The sequence below is a fragment of the Streptomyces sp. NPDC050147 genome, from assembly GCF_040660195.1.
Lineage (GTDB): Bacteria > Actinomycetota > Actinomycetes > Streptomycetales > Streptomycetaceae > Streptomyces.
Genome location: NZ_JBFALJ010000001.1, coordinates 560856 through 583545 on the forward strand (window position 1 = coordinate 560856; position 22690 = coordinate 583545).

The following is a 22690-nucleotide window of genomic DNA, read 5'->3' on the forward strand; positions in this document are numbered from 1 at the left end:
GACGCCCACTTGAGGCCCAATCCAGTTGACCCGTCGTCCACGGCCAGCTTCGATCAGCGTTCGGCCCTATCTCCCCGAAACTCCGGAAGGCCCGCATGCCGCCCGCCAAGATGCACGCCCACGAAGCCGACATCGACACGGACCTCGTACGTCGGCTGCTCGCCGCGCGGTTTCCCGACTGGGCGCACCTCGCCGTCGAGCCCGTCGACTCGAACGGCACCGTCAACGCCATCTACCGGCTCGGCGACGACATGGCCGTCCGGCTGCCCCGTGTCGAGGGAGGCGTCGGTGACGTGGAGCGCGAGGTGCTTCTCCTGCCGCGGCTCGCGCCGTCGCTGCCCGTCGCCATCCCCGCGCCGCTGGGAAAGGGCGAGCCCGCCGAGGGCTTCCCCTGGCCCTGGTACGTGTACCGCTGGCTGGACGGCGAGAACCCGGTGGTCGGCGGCCTCGCCGAACCCGGTCTGTTCGCGGCGGACCTGGCCGAGTTCGTCACCGCCCTGCGGCGCGTCGACCCCGCCGACGCGCCTGCCGCCTACCGCGGCGGGCCCCTCGCGCGCCGTGACGCCGCGACCCGCGAGGCCATCGCCCTGCTGCACGGCGTCATCGACACCGACGCCGCGACCGCCGCCTGGGACGCCGCCCTGCGCGCGCCCCGGTGGGACGGGCCACCGGTCTGGGTCCACGCCGACCTGCAGCCGGGGAATCTGCTGACCGCCGGCGGTCGCCTCAGCGGAGTCATCGACTTCGGGTGCATGGGACTCGGCGAACCCGCCGTCGACCTGATCACCGCGTGGAGTCTGCTGACGGCCGACGCGCGGGAGGGCTTCCGTGCCGCCGTGGACGTCGATGACGCGACGTGGGCCCGCGGCCGTGGCTGGGCCCTGTCGATCGCGCTCATCGAGCTGCCGTACTACCGGACGCGGAACGCCACCATCGCGAGGATCGCGCGCCACGTGATCGACGAGGTCCTCGCGGATCACGCCGCCATGGATCACTAGGCCCTTTCGGCGCCGCCTTCCTGCCGGGATACTGCGACCACCTCACCGGCCACGGAAGGACTCCCGTGTCACTCACGCCCCCCGTCTCCCCGCGGCTCGCCGCGCTCGGCGTCACCCTCCTGCTCTCCCTCGCCGCGGTGCCCGCGTCGGCGGCCACCGCACCGGCCGCCACCGCCGAGGAGCAGCGCCTCGACCGGGCCGCGCCGCAGGAGATACTGCGCCGCAGCGGCTTCGACTCCGTGGCACCGGAGTTCGCGCGCGCCCTGGACCGCGCCCGCTCGTACGGCGAGGCCAAGCGCATCGTCGAACGGCAAGGAGACGCGCTGTGGCGGCGTGCCGTCGACCGGGCGCAGGGGCGGGGCCCCGCGGCGGGGAAGAGCGGGGACCTGAGCCGGGACGACGACCGGCCGCTGTACTGGGCCCGGCTCGGGATGACACGGGAGCTCAGGCAGTGGGAGCCGACCCGCTTCGGCGTGAGCGAGACCCGGCGCGCGCGTCTCATACGGGAGTTGGAGGATTCCTCGCGCGGCCACGACTCCATCCGCTATCCGCACAAGGACCGCGCGGGCCACCACCTCAAGCGCATCCTCGTCACCGGCTTCGACCCCTTCACGCTCGACCGGGACACCCGCATCAGCAATCCGTCCGGCGCGACCGCGCTGGCGCTCGACGGCACCGTCATCGAGACCGCCGACGGGCCCGCCCGGGTGGAGACCGCCGTCTTCCCCGTCCGCTGGGACGACTTCGCACAGGGGACGGTCGAGCGCACCCTGCGTGCGCATCTCCCCCGCGTCGACCTCTTCACCACCGTCAGCCAGGGCCGGGCGGGACGCTTCGACATCGAGCGGACCAACGGCGCCTGGCGGGGCGGGTTCCCCGACAACGAGAACCTCTCGCGCACGGAGACCGTCCCGGTCACCGATCCGGCGTCGCAGCCCCAGTGGACGTCCACGACGCTCCCGTACAAGGAGATCGTGAGCGCCGAGACGGGCCGTTTCCCCGTGTACGACAACACGTCGGTGACCGAGATCCCGGCGGGCCAGAGCGCTCCCGTGGTCCGCCCGGACGGGCCCACCGCCGGTTCGACGGCCCGCGAGGGAGGCGGCGGCAACTACCTGTCGAACGAGATCGCCTACCGGGCGACGCTGCTGCGCGACCGCCTCGGACTGCACGACCGTCTGCCCGGCGGCCATGTGCACACGCCGATCCTGCGGTTCGGGGCGGACAACACGGACCCGGCGGGCGAGATCACCGATCCCGAGTTCGTGCGCAACCGCCTCGACATCATCGCGCAGGTACGGAAGATCCTGTCGGCGGCTATGAACGCCCGCCCGTAGCGGACGTCCGCCCGCCGGGACCGGCCGAACCTGCCGAGTCGGCCGAACCGGCCGGTCCCCGCGCGTCGTCGGGCCCGTCCTCGCCCAGCAGCTCCCGCGCCATGAGCGTCGCGCCCGCGACCGCACCCGGCATCAGGAACACCGCGACGAACGGGACCAGGAAGGCCACGGCGAGCGGGGTGCCGAAACCCCACGCCAACTGCCTGCGGCCACGCAGCAGCGCGAGCCGTTCGCGGGCCTCGACGCCCCGGCGCTGCATCGCCACCGCCGTCAGCTCCTCGACCAGGAAGAAGCCCGTCACGCAGAAGCCGACCACCGGGACGACGGTCTGGCCGACGACCGGGATGAAGCCGAGGGCGAAGAGCAGGACGCCCCAGACCAGGGCCCGCATGACGATGCGGAGGCTGTCGCGGGCGGAGATCCACAGCTCGCGCCAGAGCGGCAGGCCCGACTCGGGTGCGTAGCCGGAGACGGAGATGTCGACCTTCTCCGACAGCGACTCGTAGAAGGGCTGGCCCACCAGGAGCGTCACCGCCGTGAAGGTGACGACCGACAGGAGGAGCGCCAGCGCGAAGAGGAGCGCCGTGAGGAAGCCCCGGAACAGGCCGAGCCACGGCGCGGACCAGTCGTCGGCGAAGGGCGTCGCCCAGCCGACGAAGTCCGTGCCCCACAGGGCGAGCGCGACGAGCGCGGCGGCGTAGAGAAGCAGGGTGATCAGGCCGGGCAGCAGGCCGAATCCGTACTGCTTGCCGTGCTGGGCGACCCAGCGCTGGCCCTTCATCAGATAGCCGAAGCCTCGTCCCAGATCACGCATGCGGGACAGCCTATCCGCCGGTCGGAGCCCCGCGGTCCATGGGACCGCGGGGTCGAAGGCCCTCTTGTTGTGCGGGGGTTGAAACGGTAGACCACGCGTACTGACTTCTTTCCCGGAGGAACGTATGGGCATATCCCGGCCATCCAGACCCGTTCTGCTCACCACCCTCGCCTCGGCGGGCGCTCTCGTGTTCACCCCTCTCGCCCCCGGCAGCGCGACCGCCGACCCTCGTCCGGGCGGCGGCGACATCCTCCGCGAGGGCTCACCCCTCAGCAGCACGGAGCGGGCCGCGAGGACGCCTCAGAGCGCCGCCGACCGGGCGTTGGGAGCCGCGGACAGCCCAGCACTCGGGTCGTCCGGCCACGGCCGCGGCAAGGACCGCGGCTATCCCCGTGAGCAGAAGCTCACCGCGCCTCCCGTCAATCCTGACGACAAGTCGATAAAGCTGGGTCTGGCCCCGTATCACTCCATCGCCCCGAAGCTGAATGACGTCCAGTCCATCGGCGACCGGGTCAGCGTGGAGATCGCCGGCCGTTCGGCGGGCGGCCACCAGCTCTACCTGGTGACCGTCACCGCCCCCGAGTCCGCCAAGGAGACCGCCCGCCAGGAGCGGATGCGTGAGCTCATCGAGAACGCGCCGGGCGCCGCCGCCAAGGACCCGACGGTCAAGTCCTCGTACAAGACGCCGGTCTTCATCAACAACAACATTCACGGCAACGAGTGGGAGGGCACCGACGCCGCCCTGAAGCTCATCGAGAAGCTGGCGAAGGCCAAGGACACCAAGACGGCAGACCTGCTCGCGCACAACCGGCTGTACTTCAACGTCACGGCCAACCCCGACGGCCGCATCGCGGGCACGCGCGCCAACGCCAACGGCTTCGACCTCAACCGCGACTTCATCACCGCCTCACAGCCCGAGGCGCGCGCGATGCGGCAGATCGCCATCGACAAGCAGCCCGCGGTCATGATCGACCTGCACGGCTACGTCAACGGCACGCTGATCGAGCCGACGACTCCCCCGCACGGCGAGAACTACGAGTACGACCTCTTCCTCAAGAACACCTACGCCAACGCCCTCGGCATGGAAGCGGCGGTCAACGGCCTCGGCTACACCCCCGCGAAGGACGGTGTCGAACCGGCGATCATCCCCTTCCGTGACCAGGAGGAGGGCTGGGACGACTGGCCGCCGATCTTCACCCCGCAGTACATGCCGTTCCACGGCACGGTCGCCGCGCACACCATCGAGTTCCCGATGGCGGTCAACAACGACGAGTACGACGAGCTCTCGGTGCCGGAGCTGCGGCGGCGTTCCGCGATCAACGTGGACATCGCGGGCGCGGCGATGTCGGCGACGCTCACGTACACGCAAGAGCACCGCACTTCGGTGATCGCCGACCAGATCGAGACGTTCCGGCGGGGCGCGGCGGGCGCGGCGCAGGTGCCGGTCTCGCCTGAGACCGTGCCCGGCGTCCCGGGGATCGGCCCGGAGGACGTCTACACGACGGACTTCCCGCGTGCGTACGTGATTCCGCGGGGCGAGGGGAAGGGTGAGCGCGGTCAGCGCTCGGCCGCTGCCGCCTCGCGGCTGGTGGAGCATCTGCTGGACAACGACGTCGAAGTCCGCCGGGCCACCCGCGACTTCAGGCTTGGCGGCACCTCGTACGCCGAGGGTTCGTACGTCATCGACATGCGGCAGCCCAAGCGCGGGCTCGCCAACGTGATGCTCGCCGACGGGCGGGACATCAGCGACAAGGTGTCCACCATGTACGACATCTCGGGGTGGAGCCTCGGGCGGCTGTGGGGCGCGACGGTGGATTCGGTGAAGGGCGGCTCGCTGTCCGGTGTGCGGACGCGCGTCGTGGACTCCGCGTCGCGGGTCGGGCATGTCGCCTCGCGCGGGGATCTTCGGCTGCGGCTCGACGACGCGCGGGAGGTCGCCGCGCTCAACTGGCTGCTCGGGCGCGGTACTTCCGTGCGGCGGGCTGACGACGGCAGCGTGATTCTGCCGTCGTCGGCGCGGGGCGCGGCCGTCGCGGCGGCGAAGAAGTACGACGTCGCCTTCGACGCGACCAAGGCGAAGGGTGGCGCCGTCGTCCGTGCCACGCGGATCGCTGCGGCCGTCACTCCCGGGGAGCTGTTCGCGCTGCGGGAGATGAACTTCGACGTGGTGCCGGTCTCGACGAAGGTCCTCAACTCCGGTTTCGACTGGAAGAAGTCAGGTGCGGACGCGCTGTTCGTGTCGGCCGGGCTCGCGTACGGGGAGTTGAACGCCGGTGCGAAGGCCGGGCTCGACGCGTTCCTCGCCCGGGGAGGCGGCCTTGTCGGGCGTGGCGCCGAGGGGGCCGCGTTGAACTCCGACGCGAAGCTGCTTTCCGTGCGGGCGGTCTCCGGGAACGGGGATGCCAATGGTGTGGTCCGCGTCGTGAACTCCGGTGGGCCCGTCACGGGAGGTGCGCCGTCGCATTCGTTCGTGTACGCACCCATGTGGTTCAAGGGGCTCGGGAGCGGGGTGCGGGTGGAGCAGTCCTACGGGGCCGGGAACCCGCTGGTCTCCGGGCACTGGCGTCCCGCGGAGGGCGGTGTCGGCGGGCCCTCTGACGCCGCGGGGCAGCCTTCCGTCGTGAGCGGGGCCGCTGCCGGCTCCCGTGTGGTCCTGTTCGGCACCGAGCCGCTGTTCCGGGACCACCCGAAGGGGATGTTTCCGCAGGTGGGGCGGGCGTTGCTGAGTGTGAGCTGAGGTCCGGGCGGGTTCGTTCCGCCACCCCGCCCCAGTTCGGGAAGGGGCGGGGTGGGGGAGGAAGAACGCATGACACGTGAGATCAAGGTCCAGGGCACCACCGCAGCCGGATACGAAGCCGTGCGGGAGGAGTTCGCCGCCCTGCTCGCCGGGGAGAAGCCCGATCATGCCGCGCAGGTTGCCGCCCACGTACGAGGTGAGCAGGTCGTCGACCTGTGGGTGGGGCCGGACACCGACGGTGACACGCTCTTCGGCGTGTACTCGTCCACGAAGGGCGCCGCCCATCTCGTCATGGCGCTGCTCGTTCAGGACGGCACCCTGGGGCTGGACCGCGAAGTGGCGTACTACTGGCCGGAGTTCGGTGCCGAGGGGAAGGCAGACGTCACCCTTCGGGAACTTCTCTCGCACCGGGCGGGGATCGTCGGCGCCGACAGCGGCTTCACGCCGGAGGAGATCGCCGACGACCGCGCCATCGCCGCCCGCCTCGCCACCCAGCGGCCCTACTGGCGTCCCGGCACCGCCTTCGGCTATCACGCCCTGTCCATCGGCGCGCTGGCGGGCGAGGTCGTCCTACGGGCCACCGGGCGGACGCTCCACGAGGTGTACGAGGAACGCGTCCGCGCGCCGTACGGCCTTGACTTCCACCTCGGGCTCCCGGAAGCACTGGAGCCCCGCTTCCGTTCCGTGCTGCCGATGATGCCGTCGCCCGACGAGCGCGCCTTCCTCGACGCGCAGCCGCCCCAGCCGGGCACCCTCAACTCCATCGCCTTCAACCGCAACGGCGCGCACCCCACCGACCTGGAGTCGCTTCCCAACTCACGTGCCGTACGCGCCAAAGGTCCCGCGTCCGTCGGCGGTGTCGCCTCCGCACGCGGTCTCGCCGGGATGTACGCGGCGGCGGTCGGCGGGCTCGACGGGCGGGAGCCGCTCCTGAAAGCGGACACCGTGGCCGAGTTCGGGCAGATCCATTCCAACGGGTTCGACCTGGTGATACGGGCCCACAGATCGTTCGGGGTGGGGTTCCAGAACGTCGCCGAGGCCTGGTACCCCTTCCTCGGCGCGGGGTCCATCGGGCACAAGGGCGTGGGCGGCTCGCAGGCGCTCGCCGATCCGCGCAGCGGGCTCGCCTACGGGTACACGCGGCGCCGCTTCCCCTTCCCCGGCGGACCGGCCCCGGAGGACGAGCGCCTGGTGCGGGCCATCCACACGGCGGCGGTCACCCGCTGACCGGCATGACGGAGGGCCGCACCCCTGCTGCGGGGTACGGCCCTCCGTCACGTAGCAGAGGAAACGGTCAGGCGACCGCGAGCTCCACCTTGATGTTGCCGCGCGTGGCGCTGGAGTACGGGCACACCTGGTGCGCCTTCTCGATGAGGGACTGCGCGGTGGCCGCGTCCACGTTCGGGATGGAGGCGGTGATCGCGACCTCCAGGCCGAAGCCGCCGGCCTCGTTCTGGCCTATGCCGACCTTGGCGGTCACGGTCGAGCCGGAGATGTCGGCGTTCTCCTTGCGGGCGACCACGCCGAGCGCGCCCTGGAAGCAGGCGCTGTAGCCCGCCGCGAAGAGCTGCTCGGGGTTGGTGCCGGCGCCGCTGCCGCCCATCTCCTTCGGCGGATTGACGACGACGTCGAGCTTGCCGTCATCGGTGGCGACGCGGCCGTCACGGCCGTTCTCGGCGGTGGCGACGGCGGTGTACTTGACGTCGATCTGCTGGATGGACATAAGTGCCGGTTCCTCCTGAGATGTTCCGCGATGCGCGCCCACAGTCGCGGCAATGTGGAATTACTTTATCGGATGACGGAAAACGACGGACGGTGGCCATCTCTCTCCGGCCACCGCCCGCCGCCCTCACGTCACCGGCTCTCCACTCTCAGGCGAGGGAAACGACCATCTTTCCGGTGTTCTCGCCGCGCAGCATGCCGAGGAAGGCCTCCACGCCGTTCTCCACGCCCTCGACGACCGTCTCGTTGTACTTGAGCTCGCCGGAGCGGATCCACGCGCCGACCTCGGAGACGAACTGCGGCTGCAGCGCCTCGTGGTCCCCGACGAGAATGCCCTGCAGACGCAGGCGCTTGCCGATGATCATGGCCATGTTGCGCGGGCCGGGCGTCGGCTCGGTGTCGTTGTAGGCCGCGATCATGCCGCAGATGGTGGCGCGGCCGTGCACGTTCATGCGGCTGATGGCCGCTTCGAGGTGCTCGCCGCCGACGTTGTCGAAGTAGACGTCGATGCCGTCGGGGGCCGCCTCCTTCAGCTGCTCCACGACCGGGCGCGGGTCCTTGTAGTTGAACGCGGCGTCGAAGCCGTACTCCTCGACGAGGAGCTTCACCTTCTCGTCCGAGCCCGCCGAGCCGACGACGCGCGAGGCACCCTTGAGCTTGGCCATCTGACCGACCTGGGAGCCGACGGCGCCCGCGGCACCGGAGACGAACACCGCGTCGCCCTCCTTGAAGGAGGCGACCTCGAAGAGCCCCGCGTAGGCGGTCAGGCCCGGCATGCCGAGCACACCGAGGTACGCCGACAGCGGCGCGGCCTGCCCGTCCACCTTGACGGCGCGCTTGGCCGGGACGGTCGCGTACTCGCGCCAGCCGGCGAAGTGCAGGACGTGGTCGCCCACGGCGAGGCCCTCGGCGTTCGACGCGACGACCTCGCCGACCGCACCGCCCTCCATGGGCTGGTCCAGCTGGAACGGCGGCGTGTACGACTTCACGTCGTTCATCCGGCCCCGCATGTACGGGTCCACGGAGAAGTGCAGATTGCGGACCACGACCTGGCCGTCGGCCGGGGCGGCCACGGGGGCCTCGCGCAGCGCGAAGTCCTCCGGGACCGGCCAGCCGTGCGGGCGGCGCACGAGGTGCCACTCACGGCTGACGGCGGGGAGCTGCGCGGACCCGGGGGCCTCGGGGGTGACGGACATGCGGGCGTCCTCCTCCTGCTCAGGCTGCCGTTGCCGACAGACTGACGTCTCGGAAATGCTTCAGGTTGTGAAACAACCATGCTCCTACATATTTCACCATGTCAAGTAACCGGGTAGCCTGAAGCGCATGGCCACCACCAGCTCCCGCACCCCGCGCACGCCCGACCCCCTGACACTCGAAGTCGTCGAGCTCATCGGCACGGTCGTCGCGCGTTACTACGAGGAGTACGACGCCGCGGCGGGCAAGCACGCCCTCACCGGGGCGCAGGCGCGCGTCCTTGGACTGCTCTCCTTGGAGCCGCTGCCCATGCGCCGCATAGCGCAGAAGCTGAAGTGCGAGCCGTCGAACATCACGGGAATCGTCGACCGGCTCGAGGTACGCGGCCTCGTCGAGCGGCGGCCCGACCCCGCCGACCGCCGCGTGAAGCTCGCGGCGCCGACGGACGAGGGCCTGACGGTCGCCCGCAGCCTGCGCGATTCGCTGGACTTCGCGCGAGAGCCGCTGGCCGAGCTCTCCCGGGAGGAGCGGCTTTCGCTGCGGGCGCTGCTGCGCAGAATGATCGGCGGAGACGCCGGTTGAGGCAGCGGCGGGGACGCCGGCTGACGCATGACCGGCGGTGACACCGGCTGACGCCCGCTCCTCGCGTCACCGATCGCTAGGTGCACCACCACAGGAAGCGGTCGCATGTCTCCGACGGCTCCGGGTCGGGGGTCGGATCGGGCCGCTGCGAGCTCGGCGGGGGCTCGGTGGGGCGCGTGGTCCCGGGGGTGTCCGGATCGCCGGGGGCTTCCGGTGCGTCCGGTCCGGAGGTCGTGACCGGAGTGGCCGAGTCCGGGCCCTGACCGGCCTCGTCCGTCTCCTCCTCCTTCTCCTCCTTCTCCTCCTCGCCGTTCTTGCTGTCCTTGCTGTCCTTGCCGTCCTTGGTCTTCTCGTCCTTCTCGGACTCTCTGTCCGCCGCGGACGCCGATGCCGAGGGCGTGGCCGACGTGGACCCGCCGCCGGTGGCCGCGCCGCTGTCCGGGTCCGTCGGCTTCCGGGACGCGGACCGGCTCGCTTCCGCGTCCGGCGCGGAGGCCGCCGCCGGTTCGTCCGACGGCCCCTCGATGCCGAGCTCGGCCAGGCTCAGACCACCAGCCGCGAGCGCGAGCCCGGCGGTCACCAGGAGGACCTTGCGGCGCCTACGGCGGTGCGCCCGGCGCCCGCGCTCCCGGCGGCGGCTCCTGCGGCGCGGCGCCTCGTCGTCGTACGGGCGCTCGGAACCCGGCGGCTCATCCTGCGCGGCGTCCGCCTCCGCGTACTCACGGCCACCTGAGGCCGGGGTGCCGCATCCCGGGCAGGCCAGGGCGCCGTTGAGGTGCCTGTGGCACGGGTGGCAGTAGTCCATGAGGCATGGAGGCTAAGTGAGCCACGGGTAACAGAGGAAGCCGCTGCCGTGAAGGTTGTGTGCGGAATCGAATGTTCCAGCGGTGCGGGCGTCCGATGTACGGCAATCCGCCTGATCAGCGCCCTATCCGGCGAACGCCGCCTGCACCACGCCCTGTCCCGCGTCCGGCATCACGAGCACCGATCCGGACAGCGGGTGCGGCGCCTCAAGTCCCGTACGCGCGGAGGTGATGTACAGGTCGCGCAGCCCCGCACCGCCGAACGCGCACGCGGTCGGACGGGCCACCGGGAGCTCGATCACCCGGTCCAGGGCGCCGGTCGGGGTGTAGCGGCGGATGGCGGCGCCGTCCCACAGGGCGACCCAGACGCAGCCGTCGGCGTCGACGGTGAGACCGTCCGGATATCCGGCCGCGGCCTCCACGGTCGCGAAGGGGCGCCGGGAGCCCGGGAGTTGACCCTCGCGCACGTCCAGGACGTCGATGCGCCGGGTCAGGGTGTCGATGTAGTACATGGAGCGGCCGTCGGGGCTCCACCCGATGCCGTTGCTGACGGACACGTCCCCGAAGACCTCGGTCGCCGTGCCGTCACCGGTGACGCGGATGAGGTTGGCGGCGCCCGGCGTCTCGTCGTAGGCCATCGTGCCCGCCCAGAGCGCGCCGTCGGGTGCGACCGCCGCGTCGTTGCCGCGGCGGCCCGGCACGGCCTCGCGGTGCAGCCAGCGGAAGGCGCCTCCGTCGGCCATGGAGTCGTAGAGGCCCACGCCGTCCCGGAGGTTGACCACGAGCCCGCCGCCCGCGCGCGGCTTCGCGGCGCCCACGTGCTGCTCGGTGACCAGGACCGAGCGGTGCCCGGTCGACGGGTCGTACGTGTGGACGCGTGAGCTCAGGATGTCGACCCAGATCAGCCGCTGGGTGGCGTGGTCCCAGGTGGGCCCCTCGCCGAGTGCTGCCTGCGCGCGTACCGCTATGTCCATTGCGGCAGGCTACCCGTACGGCTGTCCGAACGCCCTCGCTCAGCCCGCCCGGCCCAGTTGGCCACGCAAACGCCTTGCCCTGAGCACCAGTTCCAGCTCGAAGCGGCGGTCCGGGTCGTCGACCTCGTCGCCCCACAGCTCCCTGATCTGCCGCAGGCGGTAGCGCACCGTCTGCGGGTGCACCCCGAGGCGGGCCGCGACCTCCGGTGCGCCGCCCCGCGTCTCCAGCCAGGCGAGCAGGGTCTCGGCAAGGCGGCGCCCGTGCGCGGGTCCGCAGTGCGCGAGCGGGGCGAGGCAGCGGCGGGCCAGGTCCTCGATGAGCTCCTCCGGCTGGAGCAGGACCAGGGCCTCGGTGTGCTCGGTGCAGTACAGGACCTCACCGGAGGGCAGCAGTCCGCGCTCCATCAGCCGGACCGCGGCCTGCGCCCAGCGCAGTGACTTCGCCGCGTCGGCCAGCGGCACGGGCGGGCCGATCGCCCCGGACCAGCCGGCCATGGCGCGCCGCAGGAGTTCGGGACGGCCGGCCGCGTCCGGGTCGGGGACGACCATGCGGGGCTGTTCCGTCTCCATGTCGAGCAGGACACCCTGGCCGACGGCGGGCGCCACGGCCTCCCTCGCGGGACGCAGGAGTACCCCGACGGCGACCCGCTCGGGCAGTTGCCAGCCCACGCGGGCGGCCCGTTCGTCGAGGGCGCTGCGGGCGCCTGGCTGCCCCGGAGCGGAGTGCGCGCCGGAGCCGTGGCCGAAGTCGGCCGGTGTTCCCGCCCCGGGGTCCCCGCGCCGCTCGGAGAGCAGCAGTTCCATCAGCTTGCGTTGCAGGCGCAGCCTCTCGCCCGCCTGCCGGGCCGCGGCCTCGGCGTATCCGCGTACGGACTGGTCGACAAGGCCGTCCAGATACTCGAAGCCCGACTCGGCGAGTTCGTACATGGCCGGTGGCGGGATCTCGATCTGCTGGCCTATCTCGGCCAGGCGGCGCCAGGCCAGCCGTACGCCGAGGCGGTAGATCGCCTGGAGCGAGTCGAGGCTGCGGCCGTGCAGCCCCTCACCCCTGCCGAACTCCTGGAACACCTCCAGGGGGTAGCACGGCCGCCCGCCGTCGGCGGAGGCGATCTGCTGGACGAACCCCTCCAGGGCGCGGCGTATGCCGATGAGCGCCATGGGTTCGCCCGAGTCGTCCAGGACGACGGGCAGGCCGGGGTACTCGGAGCGGATCTGCCGCAAAATGTCCTGGGCGAGCGCGGGCACCTCGTCCAGGGCGAGCGCGGCGAACCGGCGCACCTGCATGGGCGGTACGTCGCGCCAGGCCGAGCGTACGGACAGTGACCCCTGGCTCTCGGTCACGGGCACGGTCACTCACTGTCCCCGAGGGGCGGTCTCGTAGTGCACGAGGGGGGTGTTGGGCTGTTCCGGGGTCGCGTTCAGGAGCGCGACGACGCCGAACGCGGCGGCCACGGCGAGTGCCGCGGCGGCTACGACGGTCAGACCGGCGGCGAGCAATCGGTGCATGTCAGGGTCAGCCTCTCTGCTGGAGGTCGTCCCCACCCAGGTCGCGCGGATGTCGTACGCACAGCCCCCTTACCGGCCCCTTCCGGTTGGAGCACAGTTTCATCAACGCATTGACACTTCGTCAAGGGTCCGCCTAGCGTCCGGCCCCTACGGCTCGGTAACACTTCTCACCCGCCACAGGAGTGCCGGATGCGCCGCACAGCCTCGCCCCTCTCGCTGATCCTCCTCGGACTCGGCGTTTTTCTGCTCGTCCTGGCCCCGATGCTCGCGTGGTACGTCGAGCCACGGGCAAAGCGCACACCCGTCGATATCGACACAACCACCGTCTTCAAGGGCAAAGGAAGCTATTTCGACACCGACAAGATCAAAACGGTGCACGGCAAGAACCTCACGATCACCCGCCAGGTGCGTGGCGACGTCGACGACAGCAACAGCGAGCACGCCGTCTGGGACGTGGTCACGTCGGTCGATCCTGACGCGTCCCTGCCGGCCTCGGACCCGCACGATTCGCTCCAGTTCACGACGGAGCGCTGGGTCACCGACCGCAAGACGAACAAGCCGGTGCACTGCTGCGACGAGAAGCCCTACTTCGAGGGTGAGGCCTACCTCAAGTTCCCCTTCGACGTGGAACGACGCTCCTACGTCTGGTGGGACAACACCCTCGGCGCGACCGTCCCGCTGACCTTCAGAGGCACAAAGAAGATCCAGGGCTACGAGGGCTACCGCTTCACCGCCAAGGTGAAGCCCGCCAAGACCGGCACCCGTCTGGTGCCGGGCCGCCTGGTGGGACAGCCCAAGCGCAGCAACGTCCTCGCCGAGGAGTGGTACTCCAACCACGGCGTCGAGCTGGTCGCCGACAAGCGCACCGGCCGGATCATCTACGCGGCTATCGGCCCCCGCAAGACGCTGCGCGCGCCAGGCTCGGACAAGGACGCGACGGTGCTGCTGGAGAGCAAGCGCATCGCGTTCACGCCGAAGACGCAGAAGGCACAGGTCAAGCTCGCCGACGACGACAGCAGCCGGCTGAAGCTGGTGGGCGAGACGCTGCCGCTGGGGACGGGTGGGCTGGGTGCGCTGCTCACGATCGCGGGGGGCGTTCTCGTCCTGCGCGGACGGCGGTCCGACAGTGGGGCACAAGGGCCCGGAGGGCCGGGTTCCGCGGCGGAGCCTCACGGTCCGCATAGCGGTACGTCGCCAACCGCCCTGCAACCCACCACGATGTGATGAGACGTCAGCAGTTGAAACCCCGAAAGTTGTCACTTCGGTGAGTAGCCGCGTCGAACACGGCGGCGAAAACTAACGACCCCACCCCAGCACAGTCCGCGCACCGCCCCCGCACCATCCCCGCACAGCCAGAGCACAGCACCTCCGCAAGCGATCCCCGAACGGTGCAACCCCCCATAGCGACCTCACGGTTCCGCACCCTGACGAGTTGGAGCACGCATGCCCCAGCACGTGCCTTCTCCGCTGCGCGCCGCCACCCCGCGGGTCGCGCACCGGCTACCGGCACCTCCCCCGCAGCCCCGCCGCATCGTCTTCCTCGCCCGTCGCGACCTGGCGAATCCGGCCGCGGGTGGATCCGAACTGCTCGTCGACCGGCTGGCCGACGGCCTGAGCAAACTCGGCCATCAGGTCACCCTCCTGTGCGGCGGGCCTGCCGCCTTCCGCGACTACCGCGTCGTGTCGGCGGGCGGTGACCTCGGGCACTATCTGCGCACGCGCTCCGCCTTCACCCGGCAGGTCGGCGACTGTGATCTCCTCGTCGAGGTCTGCAACGGCATGCCGTACCTGGCGCCGCTGTGGCACCGCGGACCCACGGTGTGCCTGGTCAACCACGTCCACACCGATCTGTGGGGGATGCGCTTCCAAGGCGCGCTCGCCCCCGCGGCCCGGCTCGGCCGAAGACTCGAACACTGGTCGCTCTCCGGTGCCCAGCGCGGCAACCTCCTGGTGGCCGTCTCACCGTCGACGGCCTCCGCCCTGCGCGCGATAGGCGTCGAGCGTGAGCGCATACGCATAGTCCACAACGGGGTCGAGGAGCCGGGTCCGCTCCACGCCCGCTCGGACGAGCCGATGTTCCTGGCGATGGGACGGCTCGTCGAGTACAAGCGCATCGATCTGCTGCTTCGGCTCTGGGAGCGGGTCAGGCCCGTCACCGGAGGACGACTGGTGATCGTGGGCGACGGGCCCGAGCGCGCCCGGCTCGAACAGATCGCGGGGCCCGGCGTCGAGTTCAAGGGCCATGTCTCCGAGGCGGAGAAGCACCGGCTGCTCTGCGAGGCGTGGATGCTCCTGCACCCCTCCGCCGTCGAGGGCTGGGGTCTGGTCATCACCGAGGCGGCGACCCGCTCGACACCGGCCATCGGCTTCGACGTACCGGGCGTACGTGACTCCATCGAGGACGGCGTGACGGGGCTGCTCGCCCGGGGCGAGAGTTCCTTCGCCGCCGCCTGGTGCACCCTGGCGCTGAGCACCGAGCGCCGCGAGACCTTCGGCAAGGCGGCCGGCGAGCGGGCCACCAGCTACCGGTGGGCCAATTCCGTACGCGAGTTCCAGGCGGTGGCCTCCGAGGCGATCGTCACGCACCAGGCAACCCAGGGGTCCACGTGAAGGACCCGTCCCTGCGCCGATCCGCCACCCTCTTCCGGGCCTTTCTGCGCGAGCAGCAAGAGCCCGAGCGGTGTTACACCCTGCTCGCCCGTGACGCCGCCGACCAGGTCGAGGCCTACGGACCGGTCAAGGGCCGTGTCGTCGTCGATGTCGGCGGCGGCGGTGGCTACTTCACCGAGGAGTTCCGGCGCCGCGGCGCGCAGAGTTTCCTCTTCGAGCCGGACCCGGCCGAGCTGGGCGCCAAGCCGCCGGAGGGCTCCGTCGTCGCCGACGGGTATCTGCTCCCGCTGGCGGACGCCGTCGCCGATGTCACCTTCTCCTCCAACGTCCTCGAGCACGTGGACGATCCGCAGACGTTCCTCAGTGAGATGGTGCGGGTGACCAGGCCGGGCGGTCTGATCTATGTCTCCTTCACCAACTGGTACTCGCCGTGGGGCGGCCACGAGTGGGCGCCCTGGCACTACCTGGGCGGCGCCCGTGGGCGCGCCCGCTATGAACGACGTACCGGTAAAACCGCCAAACACACGCTCGGCGAGAACCTCTTCGCTCACCACGTCGGCCCGACCCTGCGCCAAGTGCGGGCGAGGGAAGACGTGTCCGTCGTGTCCGCACGGTCCCGCTACTGGCCGTTCCTGGCCAGTGGCATCACCAAAGTGCCGGGTGTACGCGAGTTCGCCACCTGGAATCTCCTTCTCATCCTCAGGCGGTGTTCATGACCACGGTCCAGGCCCCACCCCCGGCGGCAGTCCGGCCAACGGCTGACGCCCCCGAACCCGGCAGAGGGCCGCGCTCCAAGCGCTGGCTGCTCGGGTTCTGGGCCGTGGTCTTCGTCCTCTTCCTGGCCGTGAAGCCGGGGCGGATGACGTTCGACACGAAGCTGGGGGTCGCCGTCGACCCCTGGCAGTTCCTCTCCGACCTGGGCCAGCTGTGGCAGGACCAGAGCGGCTTCGGCGGCATCCAGAACCAGTACGTCGGCTATACCTTCCCGATGCTGCCGTTCTACGGCCTCGCGGACCTCGTCCAGCTCCCCGTGTGGCTCGCGGAGCGCCTCTGGCTCTCGCTGATCGTGGCGACCGCCTTCTGGGGTGCGCTGCGGCTCGCGGAGCGCCTGCAGATCGGCAGCGGCACGAGCCGGCTGCTCGGCGCGGTGGCGTACGCCCTGTGGCCGACCTTCACGGTCGTCGTCGGATCGACGTCGGCGGCGGCGCTGCCCGGCGCCCTGCTCCCGTGGGTGCTGCTCCCGCTGACGAACGACCGCATCAGCGCGCGCTCGGCGGCCCTGCGCTCGGCGCTCTTCATCCCCTTCATGGGTGGCGTGAACGCGGCCTCGACGCTCGCTTCGCTGCTGCCGGTGGGCCTGTATCTGCTGTCCCGACCGAACGGGCCACGCAAGCGGAAGCTGATCACCTGGTGGGTGCCCGGCGTCATCCTCGCCACCGCATGGTGGGTGGTCCCGCTGCTGGTGCTCGGCGTGTACGGCGAGAACTTCCTCCCCTACGTCGAGAACTCGGCCACCACGACCGGCACGATGTCGGCCACGGAGACACTGCGCGGCGCCGGCAACTGGGTCGCCTACCTGCACTTCGGCGAGGCATGGCTGCCCGCCGGCTGGACGGTCGCGACGTCCGTCATCGTCGTGGTCTGCTCGGCGCTCGCCGCCGCCCTCGGCCTCGCCGGGCTCGCGCGGCGCGATCTGCCCGAGCGGCGCTGGCTCGTCCTGACCGTGCTCTCGGTCGCGCTGATCACGCTCGCGGGGTACGGCGGCTCGTTCGGCGCGCCCTTCCACGAGACGGTGCAGTCGTGGCTGAACGGCGGTCTTGTCCCCTTCCGCAACATCTACAAGTTCCAGACGGGCCTGGCGCTCGCGCTGGTCTTCGGCCTGATGCATCTCGTGGGCGTGGCGGCGCAGGCTCGCGGGGCCCGGCCGGTGCGCGGGCGCAAGTTCGCCCCACTGATCGCGGCCCTGCTCGTGCTGCCGGGGCTCGCCTTCCCCTACTTGAACGGCTCGATCCTCCAGCCCGGCTCCTTCCAGAAGCTGCCCAACTACTGGGAGGCGACGGGTGACTGGCTGAAGAAGTACTCCCCCGACTCCCGCGCGCTCGTGGTGCCCGCCACCGCGCACGGCATCTACACCTGGGGCTCGCCCATCGACCAGCCCCTCGACGTGCTCGCCGAGTCGCGCTGGGCGCAGCGCGACTACGTCCCGTTCGGCACGCCCGGCAACCGGCGCGCGATGGACGCGGTGGAGCAGGCGCTCGCGACCGGCGGCTCGGTCCCTGGTCTGCGCGACTACCTGACGCGTGCGGGCCTCTACTACGTCGTCGTACGCAATGACCTCGACCCCGACCAGGTCGGGAACGTGCCGAGCGCGACCGTGAAGCGGACCCTGGAGGAGTCCGGCTTCGAGCGGGTCACCGGCTTCGGTCCGACCCAGACCGGCGGGATCATCCCCAAGGACACGCCCCTCCAGGTCGAGGGCCTCTACCCGCGCGAGCGCGCGGTGGAGATCTATGCACCCGGCGCGGGCGCCGAGCGGCCCGGCCAGGCCGGGATCAAGCCGGTCTCGAACACGGCCGTGGTGAGCGGTGGCCCCGAGTCGCTCCTCCAGCTCTCCGCCGACCCCTCGATGCGGGACCGCCCCTCCGTCCTGACGGGCGACAACCACCCGGGGGTCGGAACTCCGGGCCTGCAAGCGGTCGGTGACGGTCTGCGCCGCGCCGACACACGCTTCGGCCTGGTCAACTCCAACACCTCCTATACGTACACACCGGGCGAACGCAACGCGAGCGGGGCCGTCCAGGACGCGGGCAAGAAGCCGCACCAGATCCTGCCCACCACGGGGATCGAGCACCAGACGACGGCTCAGCTGCGCGGCGCGAAGTCCGTGACGGCGTCCAGCTACGGCAACTGGCTCTTCCACCTGCCGCAGTACGACCCCGTGAACGCCTTCGACGGCAATCCGGCCACGGCATGGGCCGAGGGCAGTCCCGGAAAGCCCCGAGGTGCCTGGATCAAGGCCGAGTTCAGGGCCAAGGAGTCGGTCCCGTCCTCGATCCGGGTCACGCCGCTGCCCCATGAGGGCGTACGGGCCGCGCCCACGCGGGTGCGGGTGGAGACGGAGCAGGGCAGCCGCACGAGTTCGCTGAAGCCCAACGGCATGCGCCAGAGCGTCAAGGCGCCCGAGGGTGATTCGAGCTGGCTGAAGGTCACCATCCTGGACGCGGAGATCGGCCACGAGGGCGTGACCGGCGCCGGATTCTCGGAGATCACCGTTCCCGGCGTGCGCGTGACGAAGCTGCTGCAGCTGCCCACGGACACCGGCTCCGGTCCGGGCCGCAAGGCCGCCGCGGGCGCCGATGCGACGACGTACTCGATGCACCGTGCCTCGGACCCGAGCGCCCTGTCGCCGGTGAACACCGAGTCGGGACTGCACCGCCGCTTCACCACTCCGGCCGAGGCCGAGTACGAGGTGAAGGCGAGCGCGCTGCCCGTGGCGGGGTCCGAGCTGGACGAGCTGCTCTACAAGGTGGCTCCCGAGCAGAAGGACCAGATCGTCGCGAGCGCGGACTCCACGTCGAGGCTCGGCGGCGGTCTGTCTCCGCGCAACCTCACGGACGGCGACCTGACGACGGCGTGGATCGCCGGTGACCGTCCCGTGGTCCATCTGAAGTGGAAGGGCAAGCAGCCGATCGGCGAGATCGTCCTTCCCGCGGCGGGCGGGCTCTCCACCCGCCCCGAGAAGGTGGAGATCAGCTCGCCGGACGGCGCGGCGATCGCCGGCGTCGACGAGAACGGCAACACGCGGTTCCCGCCGATCACCACGGACGAGCTGACCATCACGGTCACCAAGACCGCGCCGCTCGCGGTCCACAACCCGGTGGCGGACAAGGAGCTGCAGCTGCCGGTGGGTCTCACCGAGGTCTACGTCCCGGCCCTGGACAAGTACCGGACGAAGCAGCCTTCGGCCTCCAAGACCTTCGAACTCGCCTGTGGTGAAGGCCCGATGCTGGCCGTCGACGGCAAGCTGCACGCGACGAGCGCGAAGGGCTCGGTACGTGACCTGGTCGAGCGGCGGCCCATCGAGGTGACGCTCTGCTCGCGCGGATCGCAGAACACGACCCTGTCGCTCGGCGCGGGCAAGCACACCGTCGAGGCCGGGGACGCGGGTCCGCTCGCCCTCATGGACGTCTCGCTGACGCAGGGGACGCCTGGCGCGATCGACGAGGAGTCCCGCTCCTTGAACATCAAGGACTGGCTGGGCGACCGGCGCGAGGTGTCGGTGGGCGCGGGCTCGGCCTCGTACCTCTCGACCTACGAGAACATCAACGACGGCTGGAAGGCGACGCTGAACGGCAAGGAGCTGTCGTCCGTACGTCTCGACGGCTGGCAGCAGGGCTTCCTGGTCCCCGAGGGTGAGGGCGGCACGGTCAAGCTCTCCTACGAGCCCTCGCGGATCTACGAGATCGGCCTGATCGGCGGCGGTGTCGGCGTCCTCGTCCTGATCGCCCTGGTCCTGATCCGGCGGCGCGAGCCGAACCCGGACGGCCCGGACCTGGCGCCGCCCGCGCCGGGACTGATCCTCGGCACGGTGGCGCTGACGCTGGTGGCCGCGGTGATCGCGGGCTGGTTCGCACTGCTCGTGCCCGCGCTCGCCCTGCTGGCCTGGCGCCGTCACACGCTGCTCGTGCCGCTCGCCCTGGTGGCGATGGCCGGGGCGGGGATCGTGGCGGCGGTGGGTGCGGGTGAGCCGAGCACGGCGGACGAGGGCGCGTTCAGCCCCGCCGCCCAACTCCTCGCGCTGATCGCCTTGTTCGCGGCGCTGGTCAGTGTGCGGGGGACCCAGGAGGGGACTCCTGCGGCAGCCGGGGAACCCGGCGGCGGCGAGTTCGCTCCCTGGGACCCTCCTCCGCACCAGCCTCCGCCCGCTGCTCCCCCGGTGATGCCTCCGCCGGCGAGCGGCGGCACGCCACCGCCCGGTCCTGACCGGGACCTGGGCACGACTCCGCTGCCGCACCGCAAGCGCGGGGAGAGCGGGCCGGGCTCCGACGCGGGCAGCAGCCAGAACGCGGGTGGCGCTTCGCAGGCCACCGGTTCGACCATCTCGGCCAGGGGCCCGGCCGCGGCCCAACCGGAACCGGCATCTTCGGATGCGCGGACCACGCGGACCGCGCGCTTCAGGCGGCGCGGACCAAGGGCGACGGACGGGCTCGCGGGAGCCGCGGCGCCGTCCACCCCCGGGGAGGACTCAGACCGATGACCGCACTCGATCACCCGGCACGTCACGCGGACGGACCCGAGCGGCCCCCGGAGCGCGTGCCGTTCCCGGTCGTCGACGAGGTCGCCCGGCACTGCTTCCAGGAGGAGGAACCGGAGACGGTACACATCGAGGTCCACCTGCCCGGCACACCGGACCCGGACCGCCTGAAGGCCGCGTTCACCGAGGCCCTGCGCCGCCACCCGCGCATTTTGATGCGGGAGGCGCGGGGGCCTTGGTACCGCCGCCGCTACGAATGGGAGCTGACGGCGGAGCCGGACGTGGAGGTGGTGACGTTCCCGCCGCCGGAACGGGACGCGCTGAAGAAGGCGCGCACCCGCTCCCTGTCCGAAGCCCCGCCGCTGTCGGTGTCCCCGCCGATCCGTCTTGAGGTGATCGCCTCCGACGGCGACGGGGACACGGCCGGCCCCGTGCGCGGGGACGGCGCGGGCGGCACCCCGGACAGCTCCGGGCGCCCCGCCGGTGGCAGCGTCCTGTTCCTCACCATCAATCACACCGCCCTCGACGGCCCCGCCTGCCTCCGTGTGCTCGCGACCGCCGCCGAGCTGTACGGCGGACAGGACAACTCGCCTGCCGCGCCCCCGTCGCGTACGGCCTCGTCAGCCGGTCCCGGGAGCGCGGCGGGCGTCGGGGACGCGCCCTCCGGCTGGGCTCCCCCTGCCCGTGTCTCGCGCGGCACCCCGGAGCCCTCGCCCGGCAACGGCATGCTCGTCTCCGAGTTGCCCGTGCCGCGGCGGCCCAAGGGGGCGCCGTTCACCGTGAACGACCAGCTCATGGTGGCGACCGCACTGATGATCGCGCACTGGAACCGGGAGCACGGCGGGCGGCCGAAGCCGTTCCGGATCACCATGCCCGTCGACGACCGGCCCCGCAGCATGGACATGCCCATCGGGAACGGCACCCGGCTCGTCGAGGTGCCGTTCAGCGCCGCCGAGTTGACCTCCGCGGAGTGGGGGCCGGAAGACATCGGGGCACTCCTGCGCCGCACGGCCGACCGCACCCGCGCGCTCAAGGCCCTCTCCCGGCCCCAACTCGGGCGCGGGGCAGCCCTCCTGACCTCGCCCGTCCTGCCCGTCACCGTCAGAGCCGCCGTCACGCGCGGCCTGCGCAGAGCCGCCGCGCCCTGGACGTCCACCACGCTGCTCAGCAACATCGGCCGCGTTCCGTACCCCCTCGACTTCGGGGACGCCGGACGCGCGCACGCCGTCTGGTTCTCCGCGCCCGCCCGGCTGCCCCGCGGCCTGACGGTGACCACGGCGTCCACCGCGGGCCGTCTGCACGTCGCCCTGCGCTGGTCGAAGTCCCTGCTCAGCAGCGGCGACGGCGCCCACCTGCGTGACCTCTTCGAGCACTACCTCCACGCCACGGAGCACACGGAGGAGGGGAAGACACCGTGACCAGCACGAGCACCAGCACCGCGCCCCGCGACCTGCGGGACTTCTACGAGGACCCCTCCGTCCCCGTGGCCTCCGGCGACGCCCGCAGCCTGCGCCAGGCCCGGATGCTCGCCGACGCCATCGGCCCCGCCACCGCCCGCACGGCCGTCGTCCTCGACATCGGCTGCGGCGACGGCACCGCGGCGGCCACCGCCGCCCCGCTCCTGGCCGGGCACCGCGTCATCGGCGTCGACTGGTCGCAGGATGCCCTCAAGCGGGCCCACGCGCATCTGCCGTACGTCGTACGCGGTGAACTCACCGATGGGGGGCTCCCGTTCGGCGACGGTACCGCCGACGCCGTCCTCTTCAGTGAAGTCATCGAGCATCTCGTCGATCCCGACAGCGCCTTGGACGAACTGCGGAGAGTCCTCAGGCCGGGAGGGCACCTGATGCTGTCCACGCCCAACCTCGCCGCCTGGTACAACCGCGGGCTCCTGCTCGCGGGGGTCCAGCCCGTCTTCTCCGAGGTCAGCCTGCGCGCCATCCACGGCCGTCCGGGGAGCGAGGTCGTCGGGCACCTGCGGCTCTACACCGCCCGCGCGCTGCGGGAGTTCGTCGCCGCGTCCGGCTTCGACGTGGTGCGCGTCGCCGGTGCGCCCTTCCACGGCGTACCGCGTCCGCTGCGCGCCCTGGACCGGCTCGCCTGCGCCGTGCCGAGCGCCTCGTCGATCCTGCTGCTGCACGCCCGAAGGACGTAGGGCC

18 protein-coding genes are annotated in these 22690 nt (G+C 71.5%); 11 read left to right on the forward strand and 7 right to left on the reverse strand.

The window, feature by feature from the left end:
* Positions 1–95: 95 nt before the first annotated feature.
* A complete protein-coding gene (locus AB0I94_RS02700) occupies positions 96–998 on the forward strand; it encodes an aminoglycoside phosphotransferase family protein (protein ID WP_363307538.1) in 903 nt (300 codons plus the stop codon).
* Between the two features lie 65 nt (positions 999–1063).
* Positions 1064–2335 (forward strand): pyroglutamyl peptidase, encoded by a 1272-nt coding sequence (locus AB0I94_RS02705; protein ID WP_363307539.1) that lies wholly within the window; start codon positions 1064–1066, stop codon positions 2333–2335.
* On the opposite strand, the gene AB0I94_RS02710 is transcribed toward AB0I94_RS02705, so the two are convergent.
* Positions 2316–3149 carry an EI24 domain-containing protein gene (locus AB0I94_RS02710; protein ID WP_363307540.1) on the reverse strand — a complete coding sequence of 278 codons (834 nt, stop codon included), beginning with the start codon at positions 3147–3149 and terminating at the stop codon, positions 2316–2318. The genes AB0I94_RS02705 and AB0I94_RS02710 overlap by 20 nt on opposite strands.
* A 124-nt stretch (positions 3150–3273) precedes the next feature.
* On the opposite strand from AB0I94_RS02710, the gene AB0I94_RS02715 reads away from it, so the two are divergent.
* Positions 3274–5886 carry a M14 family zinc carboxypeptidase gene (locus tag AB0I94_RS02715; RefSeq protein WP_363307541.1) on the forward strand — a complete coding sequence of 871 codons (2613 nt, stop codon included), beginning with the start codon at positions 3274–3276 and terminating at the stop codon, positions 5884–5886.
* Positions 5887–5955: 69 nt separating this feature from the next.
* Positions 5956–7113: a serine hydrolase domain-containing protein gene (locus AB0I94_RS02720; RefSeq protein ID WP_363307542.1), complete on the forward strand. Its 1158-nt coding sequence runs from the start codon at positions 5956–5958 to the stop codon at positions 7111–7113.
* 67 nt (positions 7114–7180) lie between these two features.
* Here AB0I94_RS02720 and AB0I94_RS02725 read toward each other — a convergent pair whose 3' ends face one another.
* Together AB0I94_RS02725 and AB0I94_RS02730 are read right to left on the reverse strand one after the other, a co-directional pair.
* Positions 7181–7609, reverse strand: coding sequence for an organic hydroperoxide resistance protein (locus tag AB0I94_RS02725; protein ID WP_363307543.1), 429 nt, complete (start codon positions 7607–7609; stop codon positions 7181–7183).
* A 148-nt stretch (positions 7610–7757) separates the two neighbouring features.
* Complete coding sequence (locus tag AB0I94_RS02730; protein ID WP_363307544.1) at positions 7758–8804, reverse strand: NADP-dependent oxidoreductase; 1047 nt, start codon at positions 8802–8804, stop codon at positions 7758–7760.
* A gap of 127 nt (positions 8805–8931) precedes the next feature.
* Between AB0I94_RS02730 and AB0I94_RS02735 the strand changes: the two genes are divergently transcribed.
* Positions 8932–9384 carry a MarR family transcriptional regulator gene (locus tag AB0I94_RS02735; protein ID WP_363307545.1) on the forward strand — a complete coding sequence of 151 codons (453 nt, stop codon included), beginning with the start codon at positions 8932–8934 and terminating at the stop codon, positions 9382–9384.
* Positions 9385–9460: 76 nt separating this feature from the next.
* Here AB0I94_RS02735 and AB0I94_RS02740 read toward each other — a convergent pair whose 3' ends face one another.
* From AB0I94_RS02740 to AB0I94_RS02755, 4 genes are all read right to left on the reverse strand, one after another.
* Positions 9461–10189: a hypothetical protein gene (locus tag AB0I94_RS02740; protein ID WP_363307546.1), complete on the reverse strand. Its 729-nt coding sequence runs from the start codon at positions 10187–10189 to the stop codon at positions 9461–9463.
* Between the two features lie 123 nt (positions 10190–10312).
* Positions 10313–11161, reverse strand: a complete 849-nt coding sequence (locus tag AB0I94_RS02745) for an SMP-30/gluconolactonase/LRE family protein (RefSeq protein WP_363307547.1) — start codon at positions 11159–11161, stop codon at positions 10313–10315.
* Between the two features lie 39 nt (positions 11162–11200).
* Positions 11201–12502 carry a helix-turn-helix domain-containing protein gene (locus tag AB0I94_RS02750; RefSeq protein WP_363307751.1) on the reverse strand — a complete coding sequence of 434 codons (1302 nt, stop codon included), beginning with the start codon at positions 12500–12502 and terminating at the stop codon, positions 11201–11203.
* 12 nt (positions 12503–12514) lie between these two features.
* The gene (locus tag AB0I94_RS02755; protein WP_249590098.1) at positions 12515–12667 is read right to left on the reverse strand and encodes a hypothetical protein; all 153 of its coding nucleotides are present in this window, start codon (positions 12665–12667) and stop codon (positions 12515–12517) included.
* Between the two features lie 189 nt (positions 12668–12856).
* On the opposite strand from AB0I94_RS02755, the gene AB0I94_RS02760 reads away from it, so the two are divergent.
* The 6 genes from AB0I94_RS02760 to AB0I94_RS02785 all read left to right on the forward strand — a co-directional run bounded on the left by AB0I94_RS02760 (position 12857) and on the right by AB0I94_RS02785 (position 22686).
* A complete protein-coding gene (locus AB0I94_RS02760; protein WP_363307548.1) occupies positions 12857–13891 on the forward strand; it encodes a DUF3068 domain-containing protein in 1035 nt (344 codons plus the stop codon).
* A 219-nt stretch (positions 13892–14110) separates the two neighbouring features.
* On the forward strand, positions 14111–15277 hold the full coding sequence (locus AB0I94_RS02765) for a glycosyltransferase family 4 protein (protein WP_363307549.1): 1167 nt from the start codon (positions 14111–14113) through the stop codon (positions 15275–15277).
* Positions 15274–15993 (forward strand): class I SAM-dependent methyltransferase, encoded by a 720-nt coding sequence (locus tag AB0I94_RS02770; protein ID WP_363307550.1) that lies wholly within the window; start codon positions 15274–15276, stop codon positions 15991–15993. Before AB0I94_RS02765 ends, AB0I94_RS02770 begins: the two co-directional genes overlap by 4 nt.
* Complete coding sequence (locus tag AB0I94_RS02775; protein WP_363307551.1) at positions 15990–20534, forward strand: DUF3367 domain-containing protein; 4545 nt, start codon at positions 15990–15992, stop codon at positions 20532–20534. The genes AB0I94_RS02770 and AB0I94_RS02775 overlap by 4 nt, the downstream gene beginning before the upstream one ends.
* The gene (locus tag AB0I94_RS02780) at positions 20531–21949 is read left to right on the forward strand and encodes a condensation protein (protein WP_363307552.1); all 1419 of its coding nucleotides are present in this window, start codon (positions 20531–20533) and stop codon (positions 21947–21949) included. The genes AB0I94_RS02775 and AB0I94_RS02780 overlap by 4 nt, the downstream gene beginning before the upstream one ends.
* Positions 21946–22686: a class I SAM-dependent methyltransferase gene (locus tag AB0I94_RS02785; protein ID WP_363307553.1), complete on the forward strand. Its 741-nt coding sequence runs from the start codon at positions 21946–21948 to the stop codon at positions 22684–22686. Before AB0I94_RS02780 ends, AB0I94_RS02785 begins: the two co-directional genes overlap by 4 nt.
* The last annotated feature ends 4 nt before the right edge of the window (positions 22687–22690 follow it).

What these genes read in the sequence shown, in the direction of transcription:
- AB0I94_RS02730 (WP_363307544.1), bottom strand. Translation starts at nt 8,804, where the DNA reads ATGTCCGTCACCCCCGAGGCCCCCGGGTCCGCGCAGCTCCCCGCCGTC.
- AB0I94_RS02700 (WP_363307538.1), top strand. Translation starts at nt 96, where the DNA reads ATGCCGCCCGCCAAGATGCACGCCCACGAAGCCGACATCGACACGGAC.
- AB0I94_RS02755 (WP_249590098.1), bottom strand. Translation starts at nt 12,667, where the DNA reads ATGCACCGATTGCTCGCCGCCGGTCTGACCGTCGTAGCCGCCGCGGCA.
- AB0I94_RS02710 (WP_363307540.1), bottom strand. Translation starts at nt 3,149, where the DNA reads ATGCGTGATCTGGGACGAGGCTTCGGCTATCTGATGAAGGGCCAGCGC.
- AB0I94_RS02745 (WP_363307547.1), bottom strand. Translation starts at nt 11,161, where the DNA reads ATGGACATAGCGGTACGCGCGCAGGCAGCACTCGGCGAGGGGCCCACC.
- AB0I94_RS02720 (WP_363307542.1), top strand. Translation starts at nt 5,956, where the DNA reads ATGACACGTGAGATCAAGGTCCAGGGCACCACCGCAGCCGGATACGAA.
- AB0I94_RS02715 (WP_363307541.1), top strand. Translation starts at nt 3,274, where the DNA reads ATGGGCATATCCCGGCCATCCAGACCCGTTCTGCTCACCACCCTCGCC.
- AB0I94_RS02735 (WP_363307545.1), top strand. Translation starts at nt 8,932, where the DNA reads ATGGCCACCACCAGCTCCCGCACCCCGCGCACGCCCGACCCCCTGACA.
- AB0I94_RS02725 (WP_363307543.1), bottom strand. Translation starts at nt 7,609, where the DNA reads ATGTCCATCCAGCAGATCGACGTCAAGTACACCGCCGTCGCCACCGCC.
- AB0I94_RS02780 (WP_363307552.1), top strand. Translation starts at nt 20,531, where the DNA reads ATGACCGCACTCGATCACCCGGCACGTCACGCGGACGGACCCGAGCGG.
- AB0I94_RS02765 (WP_363307549.1), top strand. Translation starts at nt 14,111, where the DNA reads ATGCCCCAGCACGTGCCTTCTCCGCTGCGCGCCGCCACCCCGCGGGTC.
- AB0I94_RS02740 (WP_363307546.1), bottom strand. Translation starts at nt 10,189, where the DNA reads ATGGACTACTGCCACCCGTGCCACAGGCACCTCAACGGCGCCCTGGCC.
- AB0I94_RS02760 (WP_363307548.1), top strand. Translation starts at nt 12,857, where the DNA reads ATGCGCCGCACAGCCTCGCCCCTCTCGCTGATCCTCCTCGGACTCGGC.
- AB0I94_RS02775 (WP_363307551.1), top strand. Translation starts at nt 15,990, where the DNA reads ATGACCACGGTCCAGGCCCCACCCCCGGCGGCAGTCCGGCCAACGGCT.